The organism is Fusicatenibacter sp., assembly GCF_050872605.1.
Classification (GTDB): Bacteria; Bacillota; Clostridia; order Lachnospirales; family Lachnospiraceae; genus Fusicatenibacter.
Window position 1 is genome coordinate 1 of the sequence record NZ_JBNMHD010000033.1, and the last position, 16,157, is coordinate 16,157.

The 16,157-nt window shown below is 50.8% G+C and carries 13 protein-coding genes and 2 tRNA genes; all 15 read right to left on the reverse strand.

The features are described 5' to 3' along the window. Positions 1 to 187 precede the first annotated feature (187 nt). Positions 188 to 277: transfer RNA gene (locus ACY2VT_RS10375), tRNA-Ser, on the reverse strand. 48 nt (positions 278 to 325) lie between these two features. Beyond that, positions 326 to 411: transfer RNA gene (locus tag ACY2VT_RS10380), tRNA-Ser, on the reverse strand. Between the two features lie 250 nt (positions 412 to 661). Next, positions 662 to 1,390, reverse strand: coding sequence for a 2-C-methyl-D-erythritol 4-phosphate cytidylyltransferase (gene ispD / locus ACY2VT_RS10385; RefSeq protein ID WP_461874581.1), 729 nt, complete (start codon positions 1,388 to 1,390; stop codon positions 662 to 664). Between the two features lie 79 nt (positions 1,391 to 1,469). Further along, positions 1,470 to 2,495 (reverse strand): tRNA (adenosine(37)-N6)-threonylcarbamoyltransferase complex transferase subunit TsaD, encoded by a 1,026-nt coding sequence (tsaD, locus tag ACY2VT_RS10390; protein ID WP_022462650.1) that lies wholly within the window; start codon positions 2,493 to 2,495, stop codon positions 1,470 to 1,472. After that, positions 2,488 to 3,411, reverse strand: a complete 924-nt coding sequence (locus ACY2VT_RS10395) for a ribonuclease Z (protein ID WP_461879833.1) — start codon at positions 3,409 to 3,411, stop codon at positions 2,488 to 2,490. Before ACY2VT_RS10395 ends, tsaD begins: the two co-directional genes overlap by 8 nt. A gap of 137 nt (positions 3,412 to 3,548) precedes the next feature. After that, positions 3,549 to 4,331: a tryptophan synthase subunit alpha gene (gene trpA / locus ACY2VT_RS10400; protein WP_461879834.1), complete on the reverse strand. Its 783-nt coding sequence runs from the start codon at positions 4,329 to 4,331 to the stop codon at positions 3,549 to 3,551. Next, entirely contained in the window at positions 4,324 to 5,508 is a 1,185-nt protein-coding gene (gene trpB, locus ACY2VT_RS10405; RefSeq protein ID WP_022462653.1) for a tryptophan synthase subunit beta, read from the reverse strand. Before trpB ends, trpA begins: the two co-directional genes overlap by 8 nt. Beyond that, positions 5,501 to 6,109, reverse strand: coding sequence for a phosphoribosylanthranilate isomerase (locus ACY2VT_RS10410; protein ID WP_055228636.1), 609 nt, complete (start codon positions 6,107 to 6,109; stop codon positions 5,501 to 5,503). The genes trpB and ACY2VT_RS10410 overlap by 8 nt, the downstream gene beginning before the upstream one ends. A 53-nt stretch (positions 6,110 to 6,162) precedes the next feature. After that, a complete protein-coding gene (gene trpC / locus ACY2VT_RS10415) occupies positions 6,163 to 6,945 on the reverse strand; it encodes an indole-3-glycerol phosphate synthase TrpC (RefSeq protein WP_461879835.1) in 783 nt (260 codons plus the stop codon). 4 nt (positions 6,946 to 6,949) lie between these two features. Continuing rightward, positions 6,950 to 7,969, reverse strand: coding sequence for an anthranilate phosphoribosyltransferase (gene trpD / locus ACY2VT_RS10420; RefSeq protein WP_461879836.1), 1,020 nt, complete (start codon positions 7,967 to 7,969; stop codon positions 6,950 to 6,952). A 34-nt stretch (positions 7,970 to 8,003) separates the two neighbouring features. Then, positions 8,004 to 8,576: an anthranilate synthase component II gene (locus ACY2VT_RS10425; protein WP_461879837.1), complete on the reverse strand. Its 573-nt coding sequence runs from the start codon at positions 8,574 to 8,576 to the stop codon at positions 8,004 to 8,006. Next, on the reverse strand, positions 8,573 to 10,114 hold the full coding sequence (gene trpE / locus ACY2VT_RS10430) for an anthranilate synthase component I (RefSeq protein ID WP_461879838.1): 1,542 nt from the start codon (positions 10,112 to 10,114) through the stop codon (positions 8,573 to 8,575). Before trpE ends, ACY2VT_RS10425 begins: the two co-directional genes overlap by 4 nt. 436 nt (positions 10,115 to 10,550) lie before the next feature. Further along, the gene (locus ACY2VT_RS10435; protein ID WP_461879839.1) at positions 10,551 to 11,327 is read right to left on the reverse strand and encodes a hypothetical protein; all 777 of its coding nucleotides are present in this window, start codon (positions 11,325 to 11,327) and stop codon (positions 10,551 to 10,553) included. 3 nt (positions 11,328 to 11,330) lie between these two features. Continuing rightward, the gene (locus ACY2VT_RS10440) at positions 11,331 to 12,578 is read right to left on the reverse strand and encodes a DUF5716 family protein (protein WP_461879840.1); all 1,248 of its coding nucleotides are present in this window, start codon (positions 12,576 to 12,578) and stop codon (positions 11,331 to 11,333) included. Continuing rightward, on the reverse strand, positions 12,560 to 16,135 hold the full coding sequence (locus ACY2VT_RS10445) for a DUF5717 family protein (protein WP_461879841.1): 3,576 nt from the start codon (positions 16,133 to 16,135) through the stop codon (positions 12,560 to 12,562). The genes ACY2VT_RS10440 and ACY2VT_RS10445 overlap by 19 nt, the downstream gene beginning before the upstream one ends. Positions 16,136 to 16,157 lie beyond the last annotated feature (22 nt).

Below are 16,157 nucleotides of genomic sequence, written 5' to 3' on the forward strand. Positions count from 1 at the left end.
ATTTATCCCTTTTACTGTTTTAAAGGATCTTTCGATCGTTTTGAATTACTTATTCAGAACTTTCGAGGATGTGTTTCATTGTTTAATTATCAAGGATCTTTGCTGTTCTCTCGATCAGCAACTCGTTCATTTTATCAAACTCGTTTGCATTTGTCAAGAACTTTTTTCAACTTTTTTCAAAGTCGAGCGGAGAAGGAGGGATTTGAACCCTCGCGCCGCTATTAACGACCTACTCCCTTTCCAGGGGAGCCCCTTCAGCCAGCTTGGGTACTTCTCCATAGTTTGCCTGATTCATAATCAGATATTCAATTATCTGAGTTTTGAGCGGAGAGGGTGGGATTCGAACCCACGCGCCCTTTCGGACAAACGGTTTTCAAGACCGCCTCGTTATGACCGCTTCGATACCTCTCCGTGTGTGAATTCAAATCTCGGTAACTCCCGAAATCATCTCAGTTTTTGGCCTGTCAGCTTTGCGTTTTTATCTCTCTCGCTCAGCGACATTCGTTATTATATCAGCAGTGTTTCAGAATGTCAACCACTTTTTTGAATTTTTTTTACATTTTTTTCAATTTCTTTTTCGTTTTCGCTGTTTTTCCCTGTTTTGCAATTCACACATTTGTTTTTATCTATTTATAATTTGCTTTTTGTATTTTGTTTTTTTCTATTTTTCTGCCAGAAAGCTCTCTGCAACGAGCAGATCCTCCGGTGTTGTGATTTTTATATTTTCATAGCCACCTTTTACCATCACTGATGCGATTCCCATCTCCTGCTCCACAACCATGGCATCGTCGGTGATTCCTTCTGTGGAATGCTGCATCAGTTTTTCGAATGCAGAAAAGAGAAGCTCTGCTGCAAAGGTCTGCGGGGTCTGTGCCTGCCATACGAGATCTCTTCGCGGGCTTTCCCTGATTTTTCCGTTTTCATCGGTAAGTTTGATGGTATCCTTGACCGGCATGCCAAGGACACAGGCTTTTTCTTCTTTTACACATGCACAGAGACGTTCCAGCATCTCCTGGTTTAAAAACGGGCGGGCGCCATCGTGAATCAGAACGTAATCGGTCTTCTGCTCCTGTTCGCTTTCCAGGCTTTTCAGCGTCTGCAATGCTTTCCAGACAGATTCATACCGTTCCCTTCCGCCTGCGCATACGGAAACAGTTTTCTTAATTCCATATTTTTCGATAATCTCTTTCTGACAGTATTCTATTTTATCCGCACCTGTCACAAGAATGATCTGGTCAATCTCCGGCGAATGTTCAAAAACCTCCAGCGCGTAAACCACGACTGGTTTTCCTCCGATTTCCAGAAACTGTTTTGCTACGCTTCCGCCCATCCGGGTTCCCTTTCCGGCTGCCAGGACAACCGCTGTGTATTTTTCTTTCTTCTCGCTCATCTTTTCCTCCGTTTTCTACAGATACAAAACTTCCGCAGCAGATCTCTCTTCTCCGTTCTGCTGCGGAAGTTTCTTTTTCTTATCGTTCTCCAAGCTTCAGGTTCGGTACGGCATTCAGATCCCAGCCGTGGCGGGTTCCCTTCTGGTACTCGTAGTAAGCTGCCACACCGATCATGGCCGCATTGTCGGTACAGAAGATCGGGGACGGACGGTAAAAGCGGATGCCCTCTTTTTCGCATGCTGCTTCCATAGCCGCGCGGAGTGCCCCGTTGGATGCAACGCCGCCGGCGATCGCCAGACGGTCCATATGGTAATCTTTGGCCGCACGGATGGCATTATCCACCAGAACGTCCACAACGGCCTGCTGGAAGGACGCAGCGATGTCTGCTTCGACAATTGGTTCGCCTGTCATCCGGCATTTGTTCAGATGGTTTAAAACGGCGGATTTTACGCCGCTGAAGCTGAAGTCATACGGCGCATCCTCCATGTGGGCACGCGGGAAGTCGATGGCGTGCGGGTTTCCTTCTTTTGCCAGCTTGTCGATCTTTGGTCCGCCCGGATAGCCGAGTCCGATGGCACGGGCTACCTTATCGAAGGCTTCTCCTGCCGCGTCGTCTCTCGTTCTTCCAAGGATTTCAAAGGAGCCATAGTCTTTTACAATCACAAGATGGGTATGGCCTCCGGAGATGATTTCACACAGGAACGGCGGCTCCAGATCCGGATGCTCGATATAGTTCGCCGAGACGTGGCCTTCAATATGGTGAACGCCGACCAGCGGTTTCTTTTTCGCATAGGCGATCGCTTTTGCCTCTGCCACTCCGACGAGAAGTGCGCCGACAAGGCCAGGGCCGTACGTAACACCGATCGCATCGATATCATCCAGAGTGACATCGGCTTCTTTTAAGGCCGCTTCTACAACCTGGTTGATTTTTTCGATATGTTTTCTGGATGCAATTTCCGGCACAACACCGCCATACAGGGTATGGATGGCGATCTGGGATGAAATAATGTTAGACAGCACACATCTTCCGTTTTTCACGACGGAGGCTGCAGTTTCATCGCAGGAGCTCTCAATTGCAAGAATCAGGGTATCTTTTTCACTCATTTTTCGTTTCCTCTTCAAATAACAGTTCTACTGATCTTCCGTCTTTTCCAAGCTCTGCGGCCGGGAAAATTTTCTGTACATCATCCATGTAACGCTGCGGGCCGACGAGCGACGGGGAAAAGTGGGTCAGCCACATTTCGGCAACATCGGCATCTTTTGCCAGCTTTGCCGCCTCGTAGAAGGTCATATGCTTAAATTCTTTTGCTTTTGCCTGTTTTTCCGGTTCGCCGTACATTCCCTCGCAGATGAAAAGGTCGGAGCCTTTCGCATGTTCGGAGATCGACGGGATCGGGCGGGTATCGGTGCAGTAGGTCACCTTCAGTCCCTTTCTGGCAGGGCCGAGGACCATATCCGGTGTATACGTCTTTCCATCCAGGGTGACAGTCTCGCCTTTCTGCAGCGGATTCCAGCATTTAATCGGAATTTCCTGTGCTTTGGCGCGCTCCACATCGAATTTTCCCTTGCGGGATATCTCCAGCGAATAGCCGTAGCAGGTGATATTGTGCTGCACGCGGAAGGCTGTGATTTTGTAGCCGTTCATCTCGATCACTTCCTCCGGCGCTGTCACCTCGTGAAATACAATCGGGAACGGCAGCTCCGGGCAGATGACACGCAGCGAATTGACGACGCGCTCCAGGCCTTTCGGGCCGATCATGGTTAGCGGTTCTCTCCGGTCAGTGTTTCCCATCGTCAGGAGAAGTCCTGGAAGGCCGCTGATGTGGTCTGCGTGGTAATGGGTGAAGCAGATGGCATCAATCGGCTTAAAGGTCCAGCCTTTTTCCTTGATGGCAACCTGGGTTCCCTCGCCGCAGTCGATCAGAAGGCTGCTTCCGTTGTATCGGGTCATCAGGGCGGTCAGGCGTCTGCCTGGCAGAGGCATCATACCGCCTGTTCCCAGTAAACATACATCTAACACGTTTTTCCTCCATATTCTATCCGGCTTTTTTGAAAGCCGGTCAGGTATTTTACGTTGAAAAAGCGTGTCCAAAACGGTTTGTTTCAGACACGCTCTCATCTTAACACAGTTTTTTCAAACACGCAATGACGCGGGTTTTATTTATTTGCTGTCATGACAGCTTCCTTCATCATGCGGACATACGTATAGATGTGCTGCTCCGCATGAGTGCCGTACTTCGCGATCATTTTGACGATAGCGCTTCCGACGATGACACCGTCCGCAATTTTTGCAATGTTTGCAGCCTGATCGGTCGTGTTGATGCCGAAGCCTACGGCTACCGGAATATCGGTTACTTTGCGGATTGCGGCGATCATGGAATCGAGGTCTGTCTTGATCTCGCTTCTGACACCGGTAACGCCCAGAGACGATACGAGGTAGATAAAACCTTCGGCGTCTGCGGCAATTTTCTGGATGCGCTGCTCAGACGTCGGCGCAATCAGGGAAATGACATCTACCTGATGGCTGCGCGCAATATCGTTTAATTCGCCTTTTTCCTCATACGGCATATCCGGGATGATGATGCCGTTGATGCCGACTTCCTCGCATTTTGTAAAGAACGGCTCGTATCCGTAATGGAACACCGGGTTTAAGTAGGTCATAAACACCAGCGGAATGTCTGTTTTTCTGCGCACGGAGGCTACCATATCGAAAATTTTATCGGTGGTGGTTCCGGCTTTTAAAGAACGGAGGTCTGCCTCCTGGATGACAACACCCTCGGCGATCGGATCGGAAAACGGGATGCCGATCTCGATCAGGTCTGCGCCTGCTTTTTCGAGCTCCAGAATATAATTCTCTGTTTTTTCAATGTTCGGGTCTCCGGCTGTCAGAAACGGAATGAATGCTTTGCCTTTTGTAAATGCTTCAGTTACTTTACTCATGAAGGTCCCTCCCTCTGTATCTTGCAATGGCTGCTACGTCTTTGTCTCCGCGTCCGGACAGGCAGATGATGATGGAGTCTTCCGGATCAAATTCTTTTGCGATCTTCATCGCATGGGCTACTGCATGGGCGCTCTCGATTGCACAGATGATGCCCTCAGTTCTTGCGAGGTATTCAAAGGCTTCTACTGCCTCGTCGTCCGTTACCGGAACGTATTCGGCGCGGCCGATGTCATGCAGATATGCATGCTCCGGTCCGATGCCCGGGTAGTCAAGGCCTGCGGAAATCGAGTAAACCGGTGCGATCTGACCGTATTTATCCTGGCAGAAGTAGGATTTCATACCGTGGAAGACGCCGAGTGTTCCGGTTGCAATGGTTGCTGCAGTCTCTGCGGTGTTGACGCCGCGTCCTGCTGCCTCGCATCCGATCAGGCGGACATTTTTGTCATTGATGAAGTTATAGAACATACCCATCGCATTGCTTCCGCCGCCGACGCATGCCATGACGGCTTTCGGGAGTTTTCCTTCTTTTTCGAGGATCTGCTCTCTTGCCTCTTTGCTGATGACAGCCTGGAAATCGCGGACGATGGTCGGGAACGGGTGCGGGCCCATAACGGAACCGAGAACGTAGTGCGTGTCATCGACACGGGATACCCACTCGCGCATGGCCTCGTTGACAGCATCTTTTAAGGTCATGGTTCCGGTAGTAACGGCATTTACTTTTGCGCCGAGAAGTTCCATCCGGTATACATTGAGGGCCTGACGGTCGGTGTCTTCTTTTCCCATGAAGATCTCACACTCAAGTCCCATCAGCGCTGCTGCCGTTGCGGTTGCCACACCGTGCTGGCCGGCTCCGGTCTCTGCGATGACACGGGTTTTTCCCATTCTTTTTGCGAGAAGGCACTGTCCAAGCACGTTGTTGATTTTATGGGCACCGGTGTGGTTCAGATCCTCTCGTTTGAGATAAATTTTTGCTCCGCCGAGATCCTTTGTCATTTTCTCTGCGTAGTAGAGAAGGGACGGGCGGCCTGCGTAATTTTTCAGCAGATCATCGAGTTCCTGGCAGAACTCCGGATCGTTTTTATAATAATTGTACTGTTTTTCCAGATTGATAATTTCGTTCATCAGAGTTTCCGGTATGTACTGGCCTCCGTGAATACCAAATCTTCCGTCAGACATGTCTTATCCTCCTTATGCATTCTGTGATTTTTTTCGGATCCTTTACGCCGTCTGTCTCGACACCGCTGCTGATGTCGACGGCGAAGGGATGTGTCTGTAAAATCGCCTGTTCCACATTTTCGGCGTTCAGGCCTCCCGCAAGGAAATACGGGCGGTCCATGTTTCTGATCAGCGACCAGTCGAACGATTCGCCGGTACCGCCTTTTCCGTGGTCGAGAAGGATGTAATCGGCGCTGCTTTTTTTCGCCTTTTCGACGTCCTCCCTGGTTTTGATGGAAAATGCCTTGATCAGTTCCCCGCCGGTGCGGAACCGGAGCGAATGGATATATTCTTCACTCTCATTTCCGTGGAGCTGTGCCAGATCGATGACGCCCTCCTCGAGGTATCCTGCGACAATCGCGGGAAGCTCGTTCACAAAAACGCCGACTGCCTGGATTTCGGGATCCAGATAGCGCCGCAGCGTCACGGCATGTTCTTTTGTAATCTGTCTGCGGCTTTTTGCAAAGACAAAGCCGACATATTCGGGCTTCAGCTCATTCACCGCATCGATGTCTTCCAGCCGTGTGAGCCCGCAGATTTTGATTCTGGTCTGTTCTTCCATAACATTTGACTCCCCGTGCGCTCTGTTTTATTTTGCGCACTTACGTTACCACTTTAACACATTGAAGAGAGTTTTTCAAGCTCTGCTTTTTTGTTGCTGCTCCGCATCAGCGTTTCGCCGATCAGAACGGCATCGGTTTTATTCTGATACAGTCTTCCGACATCCTCCGGCGTTTTGATGCCGCTCTCGGATACGAAAACGATGTTTTCCGGGACAAGCTCCCGCAGCCGCTCACTGTTGTGGATATCGACCGTGAAATCTTTTAAGTTGCGGTTGTTGACACCGATGATCCTTGCTCCGGCGCGCATGGCCTGTGCGACCTCCGCCTCATCGTGGGCTTCCACAAGAGCGGAAAGGCCGAGGGAATGCGCGGTTTCCAGATATTCTTTTAAGGTTTCCTCCGGCAGCAGCGCACAGATCAGAAGGACAGCGGAGGCTCCAAGCACCTTTGCCTCGTAGATCATATAGGGATCCACGGTGAAATCCTTCCGCAGAACCGGGATGGATACGGTTTCTGCGATTTCTTTTAAGTAGCGCTTGTCGCCTTTGAAGTATTCCGGCTCGGTCAGGCAGGAAATGGCGGATGCGCCGGCCGCTTCATATTCCTTTGCGATCTCCAGATAGGGGAAATCTTCTGCGATGATGCCCTTCGACGGGGAGGCTTTTTTTACCTCGCAGATAAAGGACATGCCCGGCTTTTTCAGTGCCTGATCAAACGGGAATCCGGTATCCGGATTCATCGCCTCTGCTTTTTCTTTCATTTCTGCAAGAGAACACTTCTCTTTTTCTGCAACGACACGTTTTCTTGTGGCTTCTGCAATCGTTTCCAGTATCATATGTTTATTCCTCTTCTGCCAGTTTGTTGGTGAGTGACACAAACTCTTCGAGTTTTTTCTGTGCTTTTCCGCTGTCGATCAGCTCCTCTGCCAGTTTCACAGCGTCCTGCATCGGGATTTCTTTTGCTGCATGAAGGGCTGCGGCGGCATTCAGGACAACAGCGTCTCTTGCCGGGCTTTTCTTTCCTGCAAGAATTTCTTTCGTAATTTCAGCATTCTCCTGCGGAGTTCCGCCGACCAGCTCTTCTTTGGTGCAGCGGGTCATGCCGAACTCTTCCGGTGTGATGACGTATTCCTCAAATGTTCCGTCCTTGATCTCGCAGACGCTTGTCGGTGCGCTTAAGGAAATTTCATCGAGGCAGTCCTGGCCGTAGACAACCATGCCGCGTTTGACACCAAGATTGGAGAGAACTTCTGCCATCGGGCGGACAAGTGCTTCCTCGTAGACACCCATCACCTGCATCGTGGCTGCTGCCGGGTTGGTTAAGGGGCCGAGGATGTTGAAAATGGTCCGGATGCCGAGCATCTTGCGGACCGGTGCCACGTATTTCATGGACATGTGGTATTTCTGTGCGAACAGGAAGCAGATTCCTAAGTTTTCCAGAACTTCTTTGTTCTTCTCCGGCTCCAGGTCAATTTTGACGCCGAGCGCTTCGAGGCAGTCAGCTGCACCGGATTTGCTTGATGCAGCGCGGTTTCCGTGTTTTGCCACAGCCACACCGCCGGCTGAAATTACAAAGGATGCGGTTGTGGAGATATTGAACGAGTTGGATTTATCTCCGCCGGTTCCGACAATTTCCAGAACATCCTTGTCATGTTCCATGTGAACACCGTGCTTTCTCATGCCGTTGGCACATGCGGTGATCTCTTCGATTGTCTCGCCTTTCATCGTCATGGCAGTTAAAAATGCGCTGATCTGGATCGGATCGGCTTTTCCTCCCATGATTTCATCCATGGCGCCCTCTGCCATCTCGTACGTTAAGTTCTCTTTGTTTACCAGTTTTACAATCGCTTCCCGAATCATATTCTGTTCCTCTCTTTCTTTGCTGTCCTGTGATCTATCTTGTAATCATTAAGAAGTTTTCTACCATCTGTCTGCCCTGCGGGGTCAGAATGGATTCCGGATGGAACTGGACTCCGTAGATCTTTTTCTCACTGTCCTCGACTGCCATAACCTCTCCGTCTGCGGTTCTGGCTGTTACCTTTAAGGTTTCCGGCAGTGTCGCTTCATCGGCTGCGAGGGAATGGTATCTTGCAACCGGAACGGTTTCCGGCAGCCCCTGGAATAATTCCGAGGTAAGATCCAGTGCTGTCTCGGACTGTTTGCCGTGCATCAGCTGTTTCGCGTAGGTGACGGTCGCGCCGTACGCGGCACAGATCGCCTGATGGCCGAGGCAGACACCGAGGATCGGGATCTCGCCGCCTAATTTTTCTACGATCTCCATGCATCGGCCTGCCTGCTCCGGACGGCCCGGTCCGGGAGATAAAATGATGGACGCCGGTGCCAGCGCGCGGATCTCATCGATCGTCATCTCGTCGTTTCGGATGACCTTCATGTCCGGATTGATCGAACCGGCGAGCTGATACAGGTTATAGGAAAAACTGTCATAATTATCTACCAGCAGTATCATAAGTTGCTTCCTCCTTCTGCCTCTGCAAGTGCGACCATCACGGCCTTTGCTTTGTTGATGCATTCCTGATGCTCTTTTTCCGGTACGCTGTCGGCTACAATGCCGGCACCGGAGCGGACGAACACTTTTCCGTTTTTCTTAAATGCAAGCCGGATTGCGATGCAGGTGTCCATATTTCCGGTGAAATCCAGATAGCCGATCGCACCGCCGTAAATACCGCGCTTGTTGTTTTCCAGCTCGTTGATGATCTGGCAGGCACGGAGCTTTGGTGCACCGGAGAGGGTTCCCGCCGGAAGAACGGAATCGATGGCATCGACTGCGGTCTTGTCTTTCCGAAGCTCTCCTTTTACAGTGGAACCGATGTGCATGACGTGGGAGTAACGCTCGATTGACATGTATTTTTCTACTCCCACAGTTCCGAAATCACAGATCTTTCCGAGATCGTTTCTTCCCAGATCGACCAGCATATTGTGCTCGGCACGCTCTTTTTCATCGGCGAGGAGTTCTTTTTCCAGCCGCTGGTCTTCTTCATAGCTCTTTCCTCTCGGCCGCGTTCCGGCAAGCGGGAAGGTCCGGACCTCTCCGTCCTCGACTTTTACGAGAGTTTCCGGGGATGCACCGGCGATCTCGACATCATCACTCGAGAAGTAGAACATGTACGGCGACGGGTTCGTCGTGCGGAGAACGCGGTACGTATCGAGGAGGCTGCCTTCAAAATCGGCTTCCAGCCGGTTGGAGAGAACGAGCTGGAAGAGGTCTCCCTCGTGGATATAATGTTTGACCTGCTCAACTTTCTCACAGTACGCTTTCTCATCGAAGAGCGGGCGGAACTCGGATTTCAGGTGGCCGGCTTTCGTCTCGGCCGGTTTTCCGAATCGGATCAGTTCTTCCATTTTTTCGAGTTCCTGTACGGCTTTTTCGTAATTTTCTTCGAGATTTTCGGTTTCGATATTAATCATCAGTACGATTTTCTGACGGTAATTATCATAGGCGATGACCTTATCGAACAGCATCAGGTCGACATCTTTGAAATGTTCCTGATCTTCTGCATCCAGCTTTAAGCTCGGCTCGCTGTACTTGATGTAATCGTAAGAGAAGTATCCGACGAGGCCTCCGGTGAAGGTCGGCAGTGTCGCGATCTTCGGACTTTTATTTTTCTCAATCAGGGTTTTGATGACGGCTCCCGGATGGGCTGTCTTTGCGGTCAGCCGGATCTGTCCGGTCGGAAGCTGTTCTTTGTGGCTTTCCGGAATATCTTCTACTTTCTTCATCCCTGCCGCATCGGCGGTGATTGTCAGGTTTCCGTTGACACAGGTGAGTTCCAGTGACGGATCGTAGCCGAGGAAGGTGTATCTTCCCCACTGTTTTTTATCCTCCACGCTTTCAAGCATGTAGCAGTGGCTGCTGACGCCCTGCAGGACTTTCAGTGTTTCTACTGGTGTACGGATATCCGAATAAATTTCTCTGCTCACCGGGATCTTCCGAAAAGCTCCCGATGCGGCTGCTTTTGAAATTTCTTCTAACGTCATCTGTTTCATCTTGTTATCTCCTCTCCTTGTGTCTGCAAAGGCCGTCATCAACACTGGTCCTCAGAACCAATTTTTGATATACAAAAAACCGCCCCCGGCAAAGACTCACTTTGTTCTTTGCCAAGGGCGGGTATATTTTTATACTCGTGGTGCCACCTTGTTTTGCGATTGCTCACACGCTCTGCAGAATACGATCATATTCCTGGCAACTAACGTATGCCTGCACGTTACAGAATACTCAGACGGTTTCCCGCTTTTCCCTGTACCCTCCGTGGTCCATTTGCTGATCCGCTTTCTGTCCGGCTTCCACCTGCCCGGGCTCTCTGTGAGTGCGCTTCCAACGTTATCTCCACTTCATCGGTTTCGAAGTATTTATTTTTTTCTTATGGGCTGTATTATAGTCCCATTCTTTTTTGCTGTCAAGTAATTTTTTTGTTCTTTTTGTTCAAAGTCCGGTATTTTTATGATATTCCCGCGTCCACGCCGCAAGAACTTCGTCCAGATCGCGTGGGAGCTCGACCTGCATCGCCTCGGTGATCTGGCGGTCCATCTCACGTTTCGTCTCGGCGTCCACTTTCCGCTCGGTGCACATCTGCTCATAGGCGTCCTGCCCTTTGCTCATGTAGACCGCAAACAGCCAGCTCTTTAACGATGCTTTCGTGTGCAGCTCTTCATTTGCTTTCTGGAAGCACGTAAGTGCTTCATTCATCTGGAACAGACTTGCGTAGGCACAACCCATGTTGTTGTAAATACTTCCGGTGAACTGGCTTCCCATATTGGTTTCGTTTTCCGTGGTATCTTTCAGCGTTTCCTGGTATACCTGGATCGCATTGATATATTTTTCGTGGTCGACAAGGTAGTCTCCCTTGATTTTTTTCCGCACAATCTCCGGCTGCTCCTCGAACCGTTTCAGGCGCTCATTCATTTCACGGAACTGATCGTGGGAAAGATAATTGATCTCCTTGAAGATCGGCAGGATAAACTCACCGATGTTCTTTTTCTCCTCCAGAAGGACGTAGAGACGCTGGTACAGTCTTCTTAAGTGGAGTTCTTCTTTCATCCACACCAGCAGCTGCTCGTTAATGATGGTCTCATCCAGCAGATAAATGTTGTGGTACAGATAATAGCACAGTTCCTCGATGGAATAAATATTTGTGCTGATGTTGGAAATATAATACGGATTTTTCGCCCGTTTGACCTGACATAAAATATAACCGCTCATCGTTTACACCTCCCCCATCGTCTCGTGCCAGATTTTGTGGCTTGCCGGGAACATATCGCCAAAACCTAAATCCTCTGCGGTGATCTGACACGTAACCGGAGAATCATACTCCAGACGCAGACGAATCCGTGTTGTCTTCGGCGGCCGTTTGGGCAGCCCGTCCAGCTTCATGGTATAGCGGTTTCGTTTTCCGCTTTCCATGGAGCTTACAACAAATTCCAGCTCCTCCGTTCCGTCGAGGATCAGCTCACATTCTTTTTCTGCTTCATACCAGTTCACACCGGCTGCAATCAGCGCATAGTATGCCGGAGAACCACTGATCGTCATCTCCATGCCGATGTTGTAGCGCACGAGGTCATTTCCGAGGAAGAGATAGCCCTTCAAGCGGCGCTCCTCCACTTTTTCGCGCGCGGAAAAGCAGGCGCCCTGCGCAAACAGGTTCGTTCCGCCGAAGATTCTTCTCTGTTTTTTCTTTAACTGACGCAGAGAGTTGTCGGCCCAGGCAAGGTCGAACTCCTCGCTCACCAGAAATACGCTGGAATAAATTTCATTCCCCATCGCTTCTCCCATCAGATGGCAGAAATCGCGGTCGCGCTCCATCGGCTCGATCGAAAGTGCGGCTTTTGACCCCCGTTTTACGGTCACAGTTGCCGGCTTCGTTTTACGGCTGATGGAAAGTTCAGAAAACGATGCTTCCTCATCTTTCAGGAAAAACAGACCGACCTTACGGCTCCAGAGCTCCGGCTTCTGGTTCAGCACATGGCAGTAAAAGCTCTCGTCATGCTCCTGCAGATAGGCTCTGCCGCGCGGCAGTCCGATTATCTTGTATGCTTCACGCACATTTTCCACAAATGGACGGGTCAGATGGCCCGTGGTGATCATCATCGCCTGGATCTGCTGGTCCGGACGCTCGATGCCGATCATCTTCAGTGCTTCGCGAAGGAACGTGCCAAGGACTTCTCCCGGCGTGTAATCCCGGTTTTCGATCTGGCAGATGCGGGATCCCATGCAGATCTCGTACAGATTGTCCAGCCAGATGCCGTTTTCCGCGTGAGCAGATTTTTCTGCATCCGGTCCTGTTTTCCACGTTTCCTCATTCCGTTTTCTGGCAATGGCGGTCGGAAATTCCACCGCCTCTTGTCCTTCTTTTACCGGGATAGAGACGGCCGTATGGGTTCCCCTGTCATAGCAGCAGAACTGGGAATATTTCTCTCCAAAATCAAATCCTAAAATCAAATTTTTCTGTTCCATGTCGTATCCTCCTGCTGCTTCTTTTCATCCACAAGTGCAAAACAGTTCCGAACCAGAGCCTCCTGCTGCAGATACTTTCGGAATGCTTCTTCTGCTTTTTCCGAATCTCCTGCCGCGCGCGCTGCTTTCATCTGATTCAGAAGCTGGTACCGCGTCTTTCCTGCTTTTGGTTCGCCGGTCATGGAGACGGTTTTCACCTCTGTTTTTCCCTCACCCTGACGGTTCGTAAAGGTCAGGTAATACTCCATTTTCTCGCCGTAGAACAGCAGAAACTCTTTTACAAAGATACCCTGATACATATTGCGCATCGGTTCGCTCTTCCATGTTTCTTCGGCGTTTGTCCGGTAATGAATCGTCACCTTTGCCTCCGCTCTCTGACGCTCCTCGATGAACATGCGGTCGCCGATCTGGAAGCCTTCGGTCAGGTGCTCCGGCAGATCTTTGTAGAAGGCAAAGCGGAGTCCCTGTTTCGTAAACGCCAGAAGCAGGGTATGCGCCTCTTTTTCTTCCTCCTCCGAAAGCTGCGGCTTCGTGGAAAGATGTTTCAGCATCGCAAGACGGCAGATCTCGTCCAGCTCCCAGCCCTGTTTCCAGGCGCGGTCCAGATAGTCAAACATTTTATCCGAAAGCGGTTTTCCGTCCATAAAATAGCCGATCGCAAGATACGTCAGGTATGCCAGAATGACATGCTCTTTTCCGCTCTGGCGGATGTAGCTCTCCAGCATTTCCTGCTCCCACTTCGGGTGGCTGCGCACAAAGACGGACCAGGTCAGAATGCGCTCCTCCAGCTTGTCGCTCTCCATCTGGAAGCCGCGGATTTTATCCCATAAACTGCACATATCCTCAATAGAACCGGTGAAATAATCTCTCAGATAGCACAATACAATTTCATCGTAGATGCCCTGTTTTACCACGTAGGATGCCAGATAGAGAAGCTCCTCGTCCTCTGTAAACTCTTTTTCCAGAATCATCGCATGCGCCAGACGGAAGAGACACGATACCGGTATCTTCTCGTAGCCGTACCGATCCGTCAGGGCAAAGGCGCGGCTGTAACAGCCGTAGCGCACCAGAAGCTCGATCGTAGAAATACGGTCCACCTTTGCGTAAGCGCTGTCCTCCAGCTCTGCAACAGCCGCCTCGGTCTCACGCTCATCCGGATGGGCAAGATAGTATTCCAGCAGTTTCTGACGCACCGTTTTCCGGTAAGCACTGGAAAATGCGCTCGTGCGCGCTGCCTGCTGATACCAGGCAAGATTTTCTGCGGTAAGCTGCATTTCCTCTTCCTGCTCCCCGCACAGGTGCAGCAGCAGACCCGGATTTTCAATGGCAAAACCGCCGCAGGCACGGGCAAGCTCTTCATCCGTAAACAATGGCTCTACGCGGCAGGTTTCTGTCACCGCATATCTTCTGCGCTGCTCATCTTCAAGAAGAATCCGCGCTTTTTTGCCGTACAGACGAATGTAAGCGCCCCGCTCCGTCATCGGATAGGATGTTTCGCCCGCCATCGCCGGATGGCAGACGATCACACGCGTGATTTTCGGATTTTCACACGTTACATGATGGGTAAACAGCACATTTGCGATCGCTTTTGCGCTGTCGGGATCTTCCGGTTTTTTCAGAAAAGTCCGGTACAGTGCGGCGTATTCGCGGTTCATGCGGCCTTTCTGGATCTGTCTTGCCGTGAAAACCTCCATCGCCGGGCGGTAGCTCTGGAATGTATGGCGGTCTTTTTCGCGGTTTTTGATCACGTTGGCGTAGATCAGCGCTTTTTTCTGGCCTGCCAGTGTGTTGCTGTAGGAGAAATACATCCGGATGACCTGCGGAAGGACCTCGTCGAACGACGCATCCATCGTTTCGATATAGTACTCGTACAGGCGCGTGATGCGGATATTCCGCTCCACGGCTTTTGCATACCACGGGAAATATTCCTTCCGCACCGGGCGGCCCTTCATCACCAGTTTGCAGATGGCTTCGAGCACTTCATCGGATGGAAAACGCTCATAACCCGCAGTCAGAATCTGATAGACGTTCTCATCGAACGTTTTCATCGTCTCTGTAAGATAAGCGGCCCGTTTTAACAGTTCCCCGCTTAAAATGCCTTCTTTCTGTGCAAATTTCAGCACCTGAACGGTGAACGGCGAAATCCGGCGGAGCTGTCCCTCCTGGCGGAGATAGAGCTGTGCCGCATCCAGATACAGAAGCGGGCTCTTGCACCCGCACTCATAGCAGAGTTCCATCGCATAGAGCTGGCGGGTCAGCGACTGCTGCCAGGAATCGTCGGCATCAATGGCAAGCTTTAACAGAAAATAGCTTGCACTCTCCTGCCGCATCAGTGTTCCAAGGCGTGATACCAGCTCGGTATGGCCCACTTCCATTTTCAGCTTCCATGCCAGATACAGGTACGCTCCTTTTTTCTCCGCGGTGTCCAGCAGTTCCTGATGCTCTTTTACGTAAGAAAGCGTTTCTCTTGCTTTTCCGGTTTCCTCATGGCTCTCGTACAGCCATGCTTTTCCCAGCGTCACCCACGCCATGTCTCCGCCGGCTTTTTCAAACTGCTCGATGGCCTCCCAGGTGTCCTGATACCAGGTACGGTAATCGCGTTTATGGACTGCCAGATCGAGATAGCCGCGCGCGATGGCAGTTATCTGACGGTCGCGCTCCGTATTTTTCCTGCTGGTCACATGCTTTTCGCTGTTTGTTACTTCCAGTTCAAAGCGAAGCTCCTGTTTTCCCTGACGCACCGTAATTCTGCCGTAATGGCGGCCGTTTCCGATTTTCTCCTGATGGATAATGTATTCCACACCGTAGACGCTTCCGATGAAATCTTCTGAAGTGACGACTTTCTTTTCCACTTCCAGAAAGTCTCCCTGCGCCTCGATTTCCATGCGGACGTAGCCCCAGGTATTTTTATACAGATACAGTGTTTCCTTGCGCGGCTGGTCCACGGTAAGCACAGTTTTCTCCGGCTGTTCCGCCGAAAGCATCACCGGCTCTTTCTGACCGAGGGCAACCAGAAATTCCTCCAGATGCTGGAATGTCACCGGCTTGTGAGACAGTCCCTGATAAAGTGCCATCTGCTCCGGTGCCTCTTTCTGAAGCAGGCGTGCAAACTCTTTTTTTACAAAGAAGCGGTACGCTGCGCCGAAATCATGGCTCGCCAGATGCACAAAATCTGCCAGGGAATGAATCTCCTGTCCGGAAATGTTCATTGTCTTTCCCGCAATCGAAACGTGTACCCGCACGCAGCGCTCCTCCAGATTGCTGCTGACGGTGATGTTTCCACAGATTTCATCGCCTGCTTTTAATCCGCTGGTATCCACGCCGTACTCAATCGTACTCGCTGTTCCCTGGAACTGATTTTTCGCCAGAACGATTCTCTGATGATCTGTGGTCACAATTCCTTTTACTCTTCTCCCGTCTTCCGCTCCGATATTCAGCTCTCCGCGGAAATTCTGCCCCTCGTCCAGCGTCAGGGCCACCTCCGTCTCGGACAGCAGCAGATGGGGAACCTCATATTCAAATCTGCCGTTCAGCAGTTGTTCCAATCTTCTTCTCAATGTTTTTCACCTTATTTTATCT

What these genes read in the sequence shown, in the direction of transcription:
- tsaD (WP_022462650.1), bottom strand. Translation starts at nt 2,495, where the DNA reads ATGAGTGAAAAAGATACCCTGATTCTTGCAATTGAGAGCTCCTGCGAT.
- ispD (WP_461874581.1), bottom strand. Translation starts at nt 1,390, where the DNA reads ATGAGCGAGAAGAAAGAAAAATACACAGCGGTTGTCCTGGCAGCCGGA.
- trpB (WP_022462653.1), bottom strand. Translation starts at nt 5,508, where the DNA reads ATGTCTGACGGAAGATTTGGTATTCACGGAGGCCAGTACATACCGGAA.
- trpD (WP_461879836.1), bottom strand. Translation starts at nt 7,969, where the DNA reads ATGATTCGGGAAGCGATTGTAAAACTGGTAAACAAAGAGAACTTAACG.
- trpC (WP_461879835.1), bottom strand. Translation starts at nt 6,945, where the DNA reads ATGATACTGGAAACGATTGCAGAAGCCACAAGAAAACGTGTCGTTGCA.
- ACY2VT_RS10410 (WP_055228636.1), bottom strand. Translation starts at nt 6,109, where the DNA reads ATGGAAGAACAGACCAGAATCAAAATCTGCGGGCTCACACGGCTGGAA.
- ACY2VT_RS10425 (WP_461879837.1), bottom strand. Translation starts at nt 8,576, where the DNA reads ATGATACTGCTGGTAGATAATTATGACAGTTTTTCCTATAACCTGTAT.
- ACY2VT_RS10435 (WP_461879839.1), bottom strand. Translation starts at nt 11,327, where the DNA reads ATGAGCGGTTATATTTTATGTCAGGTCAAACGGGCGAAAAATCCGTAT.
- ACY2VT_RS10440 (WP_461879840.1), bottom strand. Translation starts at nt 12,578, where the DNA reads ATGGAACAGAAAAATTTGATTTTAGGATTTGATTTTGGAGAGAAATAT.
- trpA (WP_461879834.1), bottom strand. Translation starts at nt 4,331, where the DNA reads ATGAGTAAAGTAACTGAAGCATTTACAAAAGGCAAAGCATTCATTCCG.
- trpE (WP_461879838.1), bottom strand. Translation starts at nt 10,114, where the DNA reads ATGAAACAGATGACGTTAGAAGAAATTTCAAAAGCAGCCGCATCGGGA.